This window comes from Nonomuraea sp. NPDC050451, assembly GCF_044458585.1.
On the sequence record NZ_JBITHZ010000035.1, the window covers coordinates 30,513 to 44,260 of the forward strand.

Sequence of the window (13,748 nt, forward strand, 5' to 3'; positions counted from 1 at the left end):
CCTCGCTGTGGGCGGTTTCCCGCGACTCTCAGCCACAGCCGCTGACCCACGGGCCGACGGATCGAGCACCTCGCATCGTCCCAACGGGGATCATGTTCCTGCGCGATGTCGACGGATTCCCGCAGTTGCATCTCCTGCCGCACATGGGTGAGCCGACGCGGTTGACCGAGCTGCCGCTGGGGGCCGGGGCCGCGGCCGTCAGCCGGGACGGTCGCCGGGTCGCGTTCTCCGCACCCGTGAACCGCGCGCCCGGCGACGCCGCTGCGCCCATCGTCATCGACACGCTCGACCAGAAGGCGGACGAGATCGGCTGGATCGGCAGTGTCCGCCGCCAGATCTTCGTGATGGACCTGGGATCCAGGCAGATCAGACAGGTCACCGACGGCGACTACGACGCGGACGGCCCGGCATGGTCGCCCGACGGCGACCGCCTCGCATTCACGGCCTCCATGGCCCACCGCGCGGACGTCGAGCTCGAACGCCGCGCCTACGCGGTCGAGGTCGACGACCCGCTCGCTCCGGTGCAGGTGCTCGGACAGGCCACAGGAGTGACCGGTCCGGTCATGTGGGCTCGCGACGGCGCGTCGCTGCTCGCCGTGGGATCACCCGCGATGGTGGCAGGTCATGCCCGGCTTCTCCGGCTGTACGGCGACGGCAGGCCCGACACCGACATCACGGCTGGGCTGGACCGCAATGTGCTGCCGGGCGCGACGGGCTACCCAGGTGGCCACCCGGCGCAAAGCCACGACGGCAGCGAGATCGTCTTCTGCCTGCGTGACCGTGGCTGGACCCATCTGTACGGGGTCGGTCCGGATGGCGGAGAGGGCAGGCCGATCGTCGCGGAGCCGCATCAGGTCGTCTCCGCGCTCTCGGTGGCCGCCGAGGCACCCCGTGCCGCGATCGTCCTGACCACTCCTGAGTCGTTCGCCGAGGTCGCGATCGTCGACCTCGCCACCGGCGAAGTCGAGGTCCTCACCTCGCTGATGGAAGAGAGCCTCCCCGGGGTCCAGCTCTGTCGACCGGAGCCACGAGAGTTCACGATCAGCGATGGCGTCGTCGTCCACGGGTGGCTGATGGCGGCACCGGACACGACCGGAACCGCTCCGCTCCTGCTCGACATCCACGGTGGGCCGCACAACGCCTGGGCCGGTGTGGCCGACGAGATCCATCTGTACCAACAGCTCCTCGCCGCACGCGGGTGGCGTGTCCTCACGCTCAACCCCCGTGGATCCGACGGGTACGGCGAGGAGTTCTACCGAGCCGTCGACGGCGGCTGGGGACGAGCTGATCTGGCGGACTTCATCGAGCCGATCGACCAGTTGATCGCCGAGGGGATCGCCGACCCCGAGCGACTCGCTGTCGCCGGCTATAGCTACGGCGGCGTCGCGACCTGTGCCCTCACCGCCCACACCGACCGGTTCGCGGCCGCGGTGGCCGGCGGCCTGATCTGCGACTTCGCCTCCATCGCCGGTCAGCGACTGCTGCCGGAAGGCTTCTTCGCCTCGGCGACCGCAGGTGCCGCGCCGACAGACGTGGTCCGGCTCATCGAGAGCTCTCCGATCGCACGCGTCGAGCAGGTGAAGACACCCACGCTCGTGCTGCACGGCGAGAACGACAACACCTGCCCGATCGGACAGGCGCAGCAGTGGTTCTCGGCACTGCGGATCCAGGGTGTGCCGACTCGCCTGGTGGTCTATCCAGGAGGCAGCCACCTCTTCATCGCCGACGGCGAGGTCGATCACCGCGTCGACTACCACGCCCGGGTCGTGGAATGGGTCGAGCTGCACACCCGCGCCGCCGCACGGCCGGCCGCGCTGTCGCCGGCCCCACGTGGGGAGCACTACTGGCGCCGCCGTCTGGACCTCCTCCGAGAACGGCACGGAGTCGTCGGGGCGCAACTCGGCATCGTGCAGCTCGATCGGAGCGGAACGGTCTTCGACCGCATCACGGTCAGCTCCGGGGTCCTGAACGTCTCGACCCGGGAACCCGTCATCGACGACGCCGTCTTTCAGATCGGGTCGATCACGAAGGTCTGGACGACGATGCTCGTCATGCAGCTCGTCGACGAGGGGCTGCTCGATCTCGACGCTCCCGTGCGCGAAATCCTGCCGGACTTCAGGCTGGCCGACGACGAGTCGCCCTCGGTGACGGTACGGGCGTTGCTCAACCACACCAGCGGCATCGACGGGGACGTCTTCACCGACACCGGGAGGGGAGACGACTGCGTCGCGCGGTACGTGGAGCACCTCGCCGCCGTCTCCCACATCCACCCGCCCGGAGAGAGGTTCTCCTACTGCAATGCCGGCTTCGTCGTCGCGGGCCGCATCGTCGAGGTGCTCCGCGACATGACGTGGGACGAGGCGCTGCTCCACTATTTGATCAAGCCGATGGGCCTGCGGCACACCATCACCCTGAGCGAGGACGCACCCAGGTTCGCCACGGCGACCGGCCACGCCGGCTTCGGCGACGAGTCGGCCCCGGTGCCCCAGTGGTCGATCACCCGATCCATGGGACCCGCGGGCCTGATCGTGGCGAGCGTCGGCGACCTGCTGACGTTCGCGGAGATGTCACTGCGCGGAGGGGTGACCCGGGAAGGCGTTCGTCTGCTGTCAGCCGGCAGCGCTCGCCTGATGACCATCGAGCATGTCGATCTGAGACAGAGCGTCGCCACCGTCCAAGGCTGGGGACTGGGCTGGTTCCTCGAGGACTGGCGGGGAACCTTCGTATACGGCCATGACGGCGGCACGATCGGCCAACGTTCATACCTGCGCTTGATCCCCGGTACGAACTACGCGGTGGCGTTGCTGACCAGTGGTGGTCAACCGGATGGTCTCTTCTACGAGCTGTTCGCGGACGTCACGTCGTCGATCGACGGCAGTCTGCCCCCGGTCCGGGTCCGGGCCGACATGACACGTCCGCCCGAACCGCTGGAGGGCGCCTGGGAGTGCGCCGGCTATCGCGCGGAGGTGGCCCCCGACGCGGACGGTCTTCGACTGACACTGTGGGAGCGGAATGGGCAGCTGCTCGACGGCACGGCAGCAGAGCCGGAGTTCGTCGCGCTGCATGCCTCGAACATCCCGGGCGTCTACGCCTACACCACCGCTGAGCTCGCGGGGGAGAAGCAGTTCCGGCCCGTCGCCGGCGGCGTCTACAACGGAAGCCGCTTCCTGCGGCAGGAGTGCTCATGACGACCCAGGCGCCGAGCTCGACCTCCATGGAGTTGCGGCTGCTTCACCGCCCGGAGGAGATGTCTGCCGCCTCCGAGCTCGTGGCGCAGATCTGGAAGGTCCACAACACCCAGTCGCATGTCAGCCCGGAGCTCCTCACGGCGTTCGCGCACGCGGGCAACTACGTCGCCGGTGGTTTCCGCGGCCATGAGCTCATGGCGGTCTGCGTCGGGTTCTTCTACCCGCCCCGGGAGAATGCCCTGCACTCCCACATCGCCGGCGTGCGACCAGACGCGGCGGGCACAGGATGGGGCAGAGCCCTCAAGCACCACCAGCGCGACTGGTGCCTGGCCCGCGGTGTCACTCGCGTGACGTGGACCTATGACCCCCTGGTGGCCCGGAACGCGTATTTCAACCTCCACAAGCTCGGCTGTGAGGTCGAGGTCTACCTGCCCGACTTCTACGGACCGATGGGTGACGGGCTCAACCAGGGCCAGCACAGCGACCGGATCATGGTGGCCTGGCACATCGGGCAGGCCACGGCGCCCTCACGAGCCGAGAAGAAGCACGGCCCCGCCGTGCTGAGGTCCGTGGACCGGCGACCCCGGCTCGACCTCGGCCGGGCGGAGTCGCTGACCCGATGCGTCGTGGAGATCCCCTCGGACATCGAGGCTCTACGGCGCCACGAACCCGAGCTCGCGATCTCATGGCGGCTCGCGCTACGACGGGCGCTGGGTGGGCTGCTGGAAGAAGGCTGGGTCGTCGTCGATTTCGACCGCCGGGGTCACTACTGCCTCACGAGGAGCACCTGAGAATGCACATCGAGCGTGTCGAGCTCATCACGGTCCGGATGCCGCTGATCCACCCGTTCACCACCTCGTTCTCCACCCAGACGGAGCGACTTCCGCTCCTGATCCGGGTCACGGCCTCAGACCACGGCGGCACCGTGACCGGGTGGGGTGAGTGCGTCGCCCTCGCCGAGCCGTTCTACTCGCCGGAATACCTTGAGGGAGCACGAGAGGTCCTGCGGCGATTCCTCGTGCCCGCGCTGTTCGAGTGGCAGGCCGCGGGTCACGCCGTGTCGGCATCGACGGTCGGCGCGGCACTTGAGCACGTGGTCGGCCACCGCATGGCCAAGGGCGCTCTGGAGATGGCGATCCTGGATGCCCAGCTGCGGCTGCGGAACATGTCGTTCGCAGCGCAGCTCGGTGTGACCCGCGTCTCGGTGCCGTCGGGGGTCAGCGTCGGCATCGAGAAGTCGATTCCCGACCTGCTCGGTCGGGTGGGCGACTTCGTCGACCAGGGCTACGCGCGCATCAAACTCAAGATCCAGCCCGGGTGGGACCTCGAGCCGGTCAAGGCGGTGCGCGAGCGGTTCGGCGACATCGCGCTGCAGGTCGACGCGAACACCGCCTACCGTCTCTCCGATGCCCAGCGGCTGCGCAGACTCGACCCCTTCGATCTGCTGCTGATCGAACAGCCGCTGGGCGAGGAGGACCTGCGGCAACACGCCCTGCTCGCGGGCCTGCTCACCACGCCGATCTGCCTGGACGAGTCGATCGTCGACGCGCGGTCCGCCGCCGACGCGATCGCGCTGGGGGCGGCGAGTGTCATCAACATCAAGCCAGGAAGGGTGGGGGGATACCTCGAGGCGGCACGCATCCACGACCTCGCGCTGGCGCACGGCGTCGCGGTCTGGTGCGGCGGCATGCTCGAAACCGGCGTCGGCCGAGCCGCCAACGCGGCGCTGGCCGGGCTCCCGGGCTTCACGCTGCCCGGCGACATCTCGGGCTCGGATCGGTTCTACGCCCAGGACATCACCGAGCCGATCGTCATGAAGGACGGCGCGGTGTCGATCCCCGGCGGACCTGGGTTCGGCGTCGAACCCCTTCCCGCGGCACTCGGCGAGATGACCGTTCACACGCTCGACCTCACCGCCTAGCGACGAGACCAAGGATCAGGCCAGATGGGATCAGCAGGCAGCTACGACACCATCGTCGTCGGAGCGGGCTCGGCCGGCTCGGCACTCGCGGCACGGCTCGCCGACGCGGGACAGCGGGTGCTGCTGCTCGAGGCCGGCCGGGACTACGCGGCCTCGCAGCTTCCGGAGGCATGGAGGTCGCCGAATCCGTTGAACGCGATCCTGAACGCCGAGTACAACGCGTTCTTGTGGGACGGGCATCTGGCCACCAGGACCGAGGCCCAGGAGCCCTACCTGTACTGGCGAGGCAAGGGCCTCGGCGGAAGCTCGACGGTGAACGGGCAGATCGCGATCCGGCCGCCCATCGAGGACTTCGACGAGTGGGCGGCCTCCGGTTGCACCGGATGGTCGTCCGCGGAGGTCATGGCGGACTTCGTCGCCCTGGAGTCCGACGCCGACTTCGGCGACGAGGACTACCACGGCACCGCCGGCCCGATCCCCGTCTACCGGGCCCCGGTCGACACGTGGGGCTCGGTCGACCAGGCGCTCCGCGCGGCAGCGCTCGCCTCGGGTTTCGAATGGGCCCCGGACGTCAACGCACCCGGCGCGACCGGCGTCTCTCCCTACCCCATCAACTCGATCGACCGTCGACGGGTCTCGTGCCACGACGCCTACCTGGAGCCACGTCGCGACAACCCGGGCCTCACCATCCGCGGCGACAGCCTGGTCGACGTGGTTCTCTTCGAACGTGCTCGGGCAGTCGGCGTCCGGCTGGCCAACGGATCGGCCTTCCACGCGAACCAGGTCGTGCTCAGCGCGGGCGCCACGGCCTCGCCCTCGATCCTCATGCGCTCGGGCATCGGCCCCGCCGATGACCTCCGACGGCTGGGCATCGAGGTCCGTGCCGATCTGCCGGTGGGCCGTGGGCTCCAGGACCATCCGATGGCCCTGATCGGCATCCCGCTCACCGAAGCGGCCTCGGCCGGCCCCGCCGACCGGCACACGAACTGCTGCGTGCGCTACAGCAGCGGTACCGTGCCCGGCGGGAACGACATGATGCTGGCCGCCCTCAACCAGAACGCGCTGGCCATGGCGGCGGCCGAAGTGCGCGCCGGCGCCGGTGCCGTCGGGGTGTTCGTCAACCGGACCTACTCGCGCGGAACGCTGAAGCTTCGAAGCGCCGACCCGAGCACGCAGCCCCGGGTGGCGCTGAACATGTTGTCGGACGAGCGCGACATCGACCGCCTGGAAGCGGGCATCAGGCTCCTCGGCGACCTGGTGGCCCACTCCAGCTTCGCGGAGATCGCCGACGGCGATCTCTGGCGGGTCAATTCGTCGCTGCGCGATGCCCTGGACACACCAGGGCGACTGCGCGACTACCTGCGCGCCAGCGTGGTCGACACGCAGCACGCGACGAGCACGTGCCGGATGGGAGATCCGAACGCGCCGGAGACGGTCGTCGACCCCCGGTGCGAGGTCCTCGGTTTCGAGGGTCTCCGAGTCGTCGATGCCTCCGTCTTCCCCTTCGTCCCACGCGCCAACACCCATCTCGCCTGCGTGATGTTCGGCGAGCACATGGCCCGCAGGCTCCACTGAAGCCGGCTTCGATCCAGAAGGAACGAGCAGATGAAGCGCCTGAGCAACATCATCGACGGAACCCCGGTCGAAGCCGCGGATCCGGAACTCCGCAGCGTCGTCAACCCGGCCACCGAACAGGTCGTCGCACTGATTCCGGCCGGATCGGCCGCCGACGCCGCGGCGGCGGTGGAGTCGGCGCAGGCCGCGCACGCGGGCTGGGCGAGGCTCGACCTCGAGGACCGCCTCGGCCGGCTGAGCCGCACCGCCGACCTCCTCGAACGGCATGTGCGCGAGCTGGCGGAACTCGAGAACCGGGAGATGGGCAAGCCTGTCCCGCTCGCCGAGCAGTTCATCGCGGGCGGAATCGCCTCGTTCCGGCTCGGCATCGAGCGGGCGCGGTCCTATCCGTTCGTCGCCGACGTCACAGCTCCGGGCGAGTCCGGACGGACAGTGGTCATCCGTGAGCCGCTGGGCGTGCTGGCACTCATCGTGCCCTGGAACTTCACGGTGACCTCGATCCTGGGAGCCCTCGGCCCCCTGCTCGCCGCCGGCAACACAGTGGTGATCAAGCCCTCGGAGAAGGCGCCGCTGTCCGCGGCCCGGCTCGTCGAGCTGTGCGACCTTCCGGCAGGCGTGGTGAACCTTCTCCTGGGCGACGCGCGCGCCGGCAAGCCCTTGGCCGAGCACGAGGCGGTCAAGCTGGTACACTTCACCGGGTCTGTCGAGGCGGGCCGCAGCGTCGCCGTCGCCGCGGCCAAGCGCCTTCAGCGAACGATCCTGGAACTGGGAGGGAACGACCCCGTCCTCGTCGACGCCGACGTGGCCGCCACCGCCAAGGCGGTCGCGACGTCGACGTTCCTCAACAGCGGACAGATCTGCACGTCGTCGGAGCGGATCTACGTGCACCGCGCGGTCGCGGACGAGTTCATCGCCGCCCTCGTGGCCGAAGCCGAAGGCTGGACGATGAGCGACGACCCCTACTCCTCGGGCCTGGGACCACTGGTCGACGACACCCAGAGGAGGATCGTGCACGACCACGTCCACGAAGCCGTCGACCGCGGGGCGACGCTGCTCTGCGGTGGCGGGCAACCAGACCGGCCCGGATACTTCTACCCCGCGACGGTGCTGACCGAGGTCACCTCGGACATGCGCATCATGAAAGAGGAGACCTTCGGGCCGGTCGCCCCCGTCACCGTGGTCGACTCCTTCGCCGAAGCCATCGACCTGGCCAACACCACAAGCTTCGGACTCGCGGCGACGGTCTATTCCTCGACCCCCGAGAACCTGCGGCGCTGCAGGGAGATCAACGCCGCTCTCGTGTGGATCAACGAGTGGCAACACGGTGGCGTCAACATGGTCTACGAGCCGTGGGGGGTCAGCGGGATGGGTGCGACCGGGGCAGCGGCGTCGTTCGACGCCGCCACCCGCCCGGTGTCGATGCTCTACTCGCCGTCCACGAACCACGGGTAGTACGGGGCCGTGCTCCCGGCGGGGGGCGCGCCGGTCGTGGCGGCCTGAGCAAGGGCCCACTCCGGAGAGCCGAACATGAGTAGGGGCTACTCATGCCCGGCGGTGGGCCGCGGGACAGGATGCGATCACGGGGCTGGGAGTGCCCGCCCGCGATCCGTTCCTTGATCTCTCCCGGAGGAAGAACATGCCCACACGTTCCGGCAGGCTCGCGGCGATGGCCGCGTCGGGATGCCTGGCGATGTCGGTGCTCGGGGTTACGGGGGCCGGCGCCGAGACCGCGTTCGCCCCTGACACCTGCGCCAGCGGGTACGTCTGGCGCGGCGCGCGGTCCAGCGACCACGTCTGCGTGGACCCGGCCGTACGCGACCGGACGCGGTCGGAGAACGCCTCCGGGGTCTGGCACGCATGCACGACCGGGTTCGTCTGGCGGGAGGCGTACACCGGTGACTACCGGTGCGTGGTCCTGTACCGCTTCAAAAGTCGTCGCAGGGCGTTTGACCTGCGGATCGACCTGAGGCGGCGGCTCAGGCAAGATCGGTTCTGTGCCTCTCCGTCTCCTCTACCTGCTCATGATTCGGGTGTTCGGCTGGCTGGTGCTCCTGGGCCGAAGCGAGGCGGCCAAGGATGCCGAGATTCTGGTGCTGCGGCATGAGGTGGCGGTGCTGCGGCGTCAGGTCGTCCGGCCGAAGCCGGACTGGGCCGATCGAGCGATCCTGGCTGCGCTGGCACGGCTCTTGTCGCCCGGGCTGCGGCTCATCGGCTGGTGACGCCGGGCACCTTGCTGGCCTGGCACCGCCGCCTGGTTCGACGCCGGTGGACATATCCGAGCCGGTTCGGCCGCCCGAGGACGAGCAAGCAGGTCCGAGACCTGGTGCTGAGCCTGGCACGGGAGAACCCGACCTGGGGATATCGCCGGGTGCATGGTGAGTTGGTCCGGCTCGGCTACTGCATGAGCGAAGCGACCGTGCGGCGGATCCTCCGTGGCCGACGGGTCGGCCCGGCTCCCCGAGACGCCGACACTTCGTGGAAGACTTTCCTGCGGCCCAGGCGAAGGGGCTGCTGGCTGTCGATTTCTTCCACGTCGACACGATTTCCTTGAGGCGCCTGTACGTGCTGTTCGTGATGGAGATCGCCACCCGGCGCGTGCACATCCTGGGTGTGACCGCCAACCCCACCGGCGCCTGGACGGCACAGCAGGCTCGCAACCTGCTCATGGAGTTTGGGAGGCGGGTCGGCTCCTTCCGCTTCCTCATCCGTGACCGGGACACCAAGTTCACCGATGTCTTCGACGAGGTTTTCGCCGGCGGGGGCGTGACGGTGGTGAAGACGCCGCCGCGGACGCCGCGGGCGAACTGCTCCGCCGAACGATGGGTGCGCACCGTGCGGGCTGAGTGCACCGACCGCCTGCTGATCTACAACGAACGGCATCTGCGGTCGGTACTGATCGATTATGCCGATCAGCGAGGTAGGCCGTCCGGCGAGGTGCCAGCGTGCTGGTCCTTTTCCGGACGGCCCCCTCCCGAACCCGCCGTGCCCGTTTCCGAGCAACGGGCTCTCCAGTGATTACTGCGTGGTTGTCGCGGTGGGGTGTCGTCCATGGATGGTGTCGTGGCAGGTGGCGCATACGATGAGGGTTTTTCGTCGCCGTTTTGCCATGGTTTCCATCCATGGGGGCTGTGGCCTTCCCGGTTTGGTGAGGTCTGCGATTTTCCGGACCTGGTGTACTTGCACCTCGCCTTGGTGATCGCAGGATTCGCATCGTCCGGTCAGGAGCCGGTTGATTAGGTCCTTGTGCCGGATGATGCCCGGGACTGGTTTGCGGTCCACCAGTACCGCGTTTCTCTTCTTTTTCAGTGGCTGTCCACCGAACCGTGCGACCAGAGGTTTCCTGCCGTCGTGTTCGACGCGGGCCTCAAAGCAGGTACGGGTCCCGTCTGGTGTATCGATCTTGGCCTTGTAGCGGGCCGCCATCTTCGACACCGTCGAGGCGTGCTTGCAGGCCAGCGTTTTCAGCAGTGCGGTTTCCATGACCCACCGCACCCGGCTCAGCTTGTAAACATCGCCGGCCAGCAGGTAGTAGTTGACCAGACCTCGGTATTCGGCCCCGAAGGTGTTGACGATGGTGTGGTCACTCTCGTTCACCAGTTGGGACCGGTGCGCGGGTTTACCGCCTTTGAGGTAGGGGCTGGTCTTGGCCTTGATCACCGCCGTAGGCACTTTCAACGCGATACCGCCGTTGATCGACCGCTTACCATGGGTGGTTTTGCGATCGGCGTGCTGGACGGTGATGTCGTAGCCGAGGAAGCGCGCTGCGCCTGTTCGGGCGTGCGTGATCAGGGTTTTGTCCGCGGACAGTTCCAGTCGGAGTTCATCGCGCAGGAACTGGGTGAGGCGGGCTTTGATCTGCTCGGCCTCGGCTTTGGGGCCGGTGAACCCGAGGATCTGGTCGTCTGCGTAGCGGCAGTAGCGCAGCCGCCGGTAGCCGGGATCGTCAGGATCCCCGCTGGGCAGACAACGCTGCTGCTTGCGCAGCTGGCGCAGGGCGGCGCGGTCACCGCGGCGGCGGGCCCGTGCCATCTCGCGCACGACCTGTGTGTGGGCACGATTGTGTGCTCTGCGTTTACCCCGGGCGTGTTCTGGTATAAGAGTTGTTTCGACGAACTTGTCCAACCGGTCCAAATAGATGTTGGAGAGGATGGGTGACACGACACCGCCTTGTGGCGCGCCACTGAGCGTTGCATTCCATGCCCAGTCCTCCAGGTACCCGGCTTGCAACCTCTGTTTGATGAGCCGGAGGAACCGGTTATCGTGGATTTTCTCCGCCAGCAGCGAGAGCAGGACTTGATGGTCCAGGCTTCCGAAGCAGTCGGCGATGTCCAACTCGATAAACCAGGTCGTGCCGGTCCAGGTTTCTGCCACCTTGCTGAGTGCGGTATGGCACCCCCGGCCGGAACGGAAACCATGGGACCGGTCGGAAAAACGCGGCTCGTAATACGCCTCCAACAGTAGGCGGATCACTTCGCCGACGAGTTTGTCCGACCAGGATGGTAGTCCTAGCGGTCTTTTCTTCCCATTCTTCTTGGGAATATAGACTCGCTTTGCCGGCCGGAACCGGTAGCGCTCGTGGCGCAGCGCACCGATGATGCGACCGATCTTGGCCTCGGACATGCCGTCCACGGTTTCCCCGTCGACCCCAGGCGTCATGGCTCCCTGGTTGGAGTACAGACGCCCGTAGGCCAGCAGATATAGCTGCGGGTTGAACAGTTGTCGGTACAGCTCATCGCACGGCAGGCCACGCCTACCGCGTTCACGCAAGACATTCAGCACCGTTTCGGCGTTCTGCATTGCGCATACCTCCCGGTCTCCGAATGTCCATCACCTGACCTCCTTCGCCCTGTGGACGGCATTCCCGTCCCCCTTGGCAGGCCGTTACTCCTGCGACTACTACGAGGTCTCCGTCGAACCTTAGGGCTCGCGCCCCTTAGGCGATCCCATGTTCATCCTTGTTGTACGTATCGAGCGTGATTTAGGCGCCCCATTCATCTCCTTGAATTCCCTCATTGGGAATCGCTCCATACCCCGGAGGATGCATCGACCTTGTAGTGATGCCGATGCAGGGTCTGGCGCCGGTTACAAATGCCATTTCCGGCGGACGTGCCCTTTCGTCATCTGGAGATTAGGGTTCAGGCAATCCAGCTTTCGCCGTGTCACGCGGGCCCCTCGACGCATCGCTTCTGGCACTTGAACGCGATCGCCGATTTTCTGGCATGCTGTGGTCCCCGATCACCTTTCGGATCCGGGTCAGCCATCAGGCCCAGGAACCTCCCTCCGAGTCCCTCCCAACTGAGTTGGGGATACAACAAGGCGCCTCATGGCGCAGCTACAACGGGCATCGGCCGCACCAATCCCGGCAGCAACGGCGGGACATCGGGACACAGCCCTCCCGCGACGTGACCGACCTCAACGACCTGCAATCCATCCGCCGAAGACAGGTAGTCGCCGGCATGATCACTGAGTACCGCCACGCCGCTTAAGCGCAGCTCAGGACACATAAGAGCGGGACACCCGCGCCGGTCTCCCCGCCAGAGCGTTCCTACTTGAGGCCGGCCGCGTCCAGCAGGACGCGGGCGGCGTCCTTGGCATGGTGGGCAGGTTCGGGGGATCGGTAGATGGCTGCGGTGGTCATGGCTCCTTCGGCCAGCAGGGTGAGCTGGTCGGCCAGCCGGGGCTCGCCGCCCGCAATGGCGACCTGTCGGCCGAGGTATCGGCGGAACGCGTCTTTGTGGGCGCGGGCGATCTCGGCGACGGCCGGGGAGGTGGCTCCCAGTTCGCCGAAGGAATTGATGAAGCCGCATCCACGGAAGTCGGCCTCACCGAACCAGCCGTGCAGCCAGTCGAACACCGCAAGGATCCGCTCCCGGGGTGTCGACTGGGCGTCGGCGTGGCTTTCCAGCGATTGCCGCCACCGGATGTCACGCCGCCGCAGGTAAGCGTCCACCAGCGCCTCCTTCGAGGGGAACAGCTGGTACAGCCGCTTGAGCGACACCCCAGAGGCGGAACGGATGTCGTCCATGCCGACCGATTGGATCCCCCGGCCGTAGAACAGCTCCGCCGCAGCGTCCAGCAGGCGTGTCTGGGCTGTCTCCGCGTCCATCACCGACCTCCTTCGAACTGGCCTCTTGCATCGAGAACTATCGTTCTCTAGACTACTACACGACGGTGAGAACGGACGTTCTCTTTTCGGGGGCCACACATGAGCCAGGATCATTCTTCGCGACCGGCAGTCCGGGAAGCCGCCCAGTCCGCGGCTTCCGCCGGCGAATGCGGCTGCGAACAGCAGATGATGCAAGATATCGCCGCCATCATGCGAGCTGCCCAGCCGCACGGGATGCTCGGCTGGCAGCGGAGGTTCGTCTCCGATGCCTCACATGAGTTGTGCACCCCGATCGCGGGACTGAGGGCGCGGCTGGAAGAAGCTCGCCTCCATCCCGGTGAAACGGACTTGGAAACCCTGCTCGTCGGTGCGCTGGGCGACGTCTACCGGTTGCAAGCGATCGTCGCGGACTTGCTTGTCCTGGCCCGGCCAGAGGCGCATGCCGCCGGCCGGTGGGAGCCGACGGATCTGGCCGAGCTGGTCCAGGACGTGCTCTCCCGTCGGGTCGACCGCCGTGAGGTGATCCTGCGGCTCGACAGCGGAGTGATCGTGAACGTCGCCAGATGTGACATCAGCCGGTTGTTCGGCAATCTGCTGGACAACGCCCAGCGACACGCCGTGGACACTGTCCACGTCGAGGTGCGCCGTAGCGGGGACACCGCCGAGCTGGTCGTCGCCGACGACGGCGCGGGGATCGCCGGGACCGATCGAGAGCAGATCTTCGAAGTGTTCACCCGGTTGGACGCCTCCCGCTGCCGCCGTTACGGGGGACCGGGGCTGGGGCTGGCGATCGCCCGTGGCCTGGCCTGGGCCCACCATGGAACCCTCCGCGTGGAGGACTCGCTCCTCGGCGCGTGCTTCGTACTTCGGCTGCCTCTGGCCAACCTCGGATCCAGCCTACGCTTCGGCCCGCCTGAGCCGGAACCACAGTGACGGTCCCCCCATCCACTACGGAGAT

12 protein-coding genes are annotated in these 13,748 nt (G+C 67.4%); 9 read left to right on the forward strand and 3 right to left on the reverse strand.

The window, feature by feature from the left end; all coding sequences use genetic code 11:
- Positions 1-92 precede the first annotated feature (92 nt).
- The 5 genes from ACIBI9_RS53560 to ACIBI9_RS53580 are packed head-to-tail and all read left to right on the forward strand — an operon-like array spanning position 93 to position 8,136.
- Positions 93-3,188: a serine hydrolase gene (locus ACIBI9_RS53560; RefSeq protein WP_397235163.1), complete on the forward strand. Its 3,096-nt coding sequence runs from the start codon at positions 93-95 to the stop codon at positions 3,186-3,188.
- The gene (locus ACIBI9_RS53565; protein WP_397235164.1) at positions 3,185-3,979 is read left to right on the forward strand and encodes a GNAT family N-acetyltransferase; all 795 of its coding nucleotides are present in this window, start codon (positions 3,185-3,187) and stop codon (positions 3,977-3,979) included. Before ACIBI9_RS53560 ends, ACIBI9_RS53565 begins: the two co-directional genes overlap by 4 nt.
- Positions 3,980-3,981: 2 nt before the next feature.
- The gene (menC, locus tag ACIBI9_RS53570; RefSeq protein WP_397235165.1) at positions 3,982-5,109 is read left to right on the forward strand and encodes an o-succinylbenzoate synthase; all 1,128 of its coding nucleotides are present in this window, start codon (positions 3,982-3,984) and stop codon (positions 5,107-5,109) included.
- A 24-nt stretch (positions 5,110-5,133) separates the two neighbouring features.
- On the forward strand, positions 5,134-6,684 hold the full coding sequence (locus ACIBI9_RS53575; protein ID WP_397235166.1) for a GMC family oxidoreductase: 1,551 nt from the start codon (positions 5,134-5,136) through the stop codon (positions 6,682-6,684).
- Positions 6,685-6,714: 30 nt separating this feature from the next.
- Positions 6,715-8,136, forward strand: coding sequence for an aldehyde dehydrogenase family protein (locus ACIBI9_RS53580; protein WP_397235167.1), 1,422 nt, complete (start codon positions 6,715-6,717; stop codon positions 8,134-8,136).
- A gap of 90 nt (positions 8,137-8,226) precedes the next feature.
- Here the strand turns inward: ACIBI9_RS53580 and ACIBI9_RS53585 are convergent, their stop codons facing one another.
- Entirely contained in the window at positions 8,227-8,547 is a 321-nt protein-coding gene (locus ACIBI9_RS53585) for a hypothetical protein (RefSeq protein WP_397235168.1), read from the reverse strand.
- Between the two features lie 131 nt (positions 8,548-8,678).
- On the opposite strand from ACIBI9_RS53585, the gene ACIBI9_RS53590 reads away from it, so the two are divergent.
- From ACIBI9_RS53590 to ACIBI9_RS53600, 3 genes are read left to right on the forward strand one after another with little or no spacing between them, the layout of a single operon-like run.
- Positions 8,679-8,903 (forward strand): hypothetical protein, encoded by a 225-nt coding sequence (locus tag ACIBI9_RS53590; protein WP_397235169.1) that lies wholly within the window; start codon positions 8,679-8,681, stop codon positions 8,901-8,903.
- On the forward strand, positions 8,900-9,235 hold the full coding sequence (locus ACIBI9_RS53595) for a helix-turn-helix domain-containing protein (protein ID WP_397235170.1): 336 nt from the start codon (positions 8,900-8,902) through the stop codon (positions 9,233-9,235). Before ACIBI9_RS53590 ends, ACIBI9_RS53595 begins: the two co-directional genes overlap by 4 nt.
- Before the next feature lie 23 nt (positions 9,236-9,258).
- Entirely contained in the window at positions 9,259-9,699 is a 441-nt protein-coding gene (locus ACIBI9_RS53600; RefSeq protein WP_397235171.1) for a hypothetical protein, read from the forward strand.
- On the opposite strand, the gene ACIBI9_RS53605 is transcribed toward ACIBI9_RS53600, so the two are convergent.
- Both ACIBI9_RS53605 and ACIBI9_RS53610 read right to left on the reverse strand, forming a co-directional pair.
- Complete coding sequence (locus ACIBI9_RS53605; RefSeq protein WP_397235172.1) at positions 9,700-11,481, reverse strand: reverse transcriptase domain-containing protein; 1,782 nt, start codon at positions 11,479-11,481, stop codon at positions 9,700-9,702.
- Between the two features lie 748 nt (positions 11,482-12,229).
- On the reverse strand, positions 12,230-12,790 hold the full coding sequence (locus tag ACIBI9_RS53610; protein ID WP_397235173.1) for a TetR/AcrR family transcriptional regulator: 561 nt from the start codon (positions 12,788-12,790) through the stop codon (positions 12,230-12,232).
- A 99-nt stretch (positions 12,791-12,889) separates the two neighbouring features.
- On the opposite strand from ACIBI9_RS53610, the gene ACIBI9_RS53615 reads away from it, so the two are divergent.
- Positions 12,890-13,723, forward strand: coding sequence for a sensor histidine kinase (locus ACIBI9_RS53615; RefSeq protein ID WP_397235174.1), 834 nt, complete (start codon positions 12,890-12,892; stop codon positions 13,721-13,723).
- Positions 13,724-13,748: the final 25 nt, after the last annotated feature.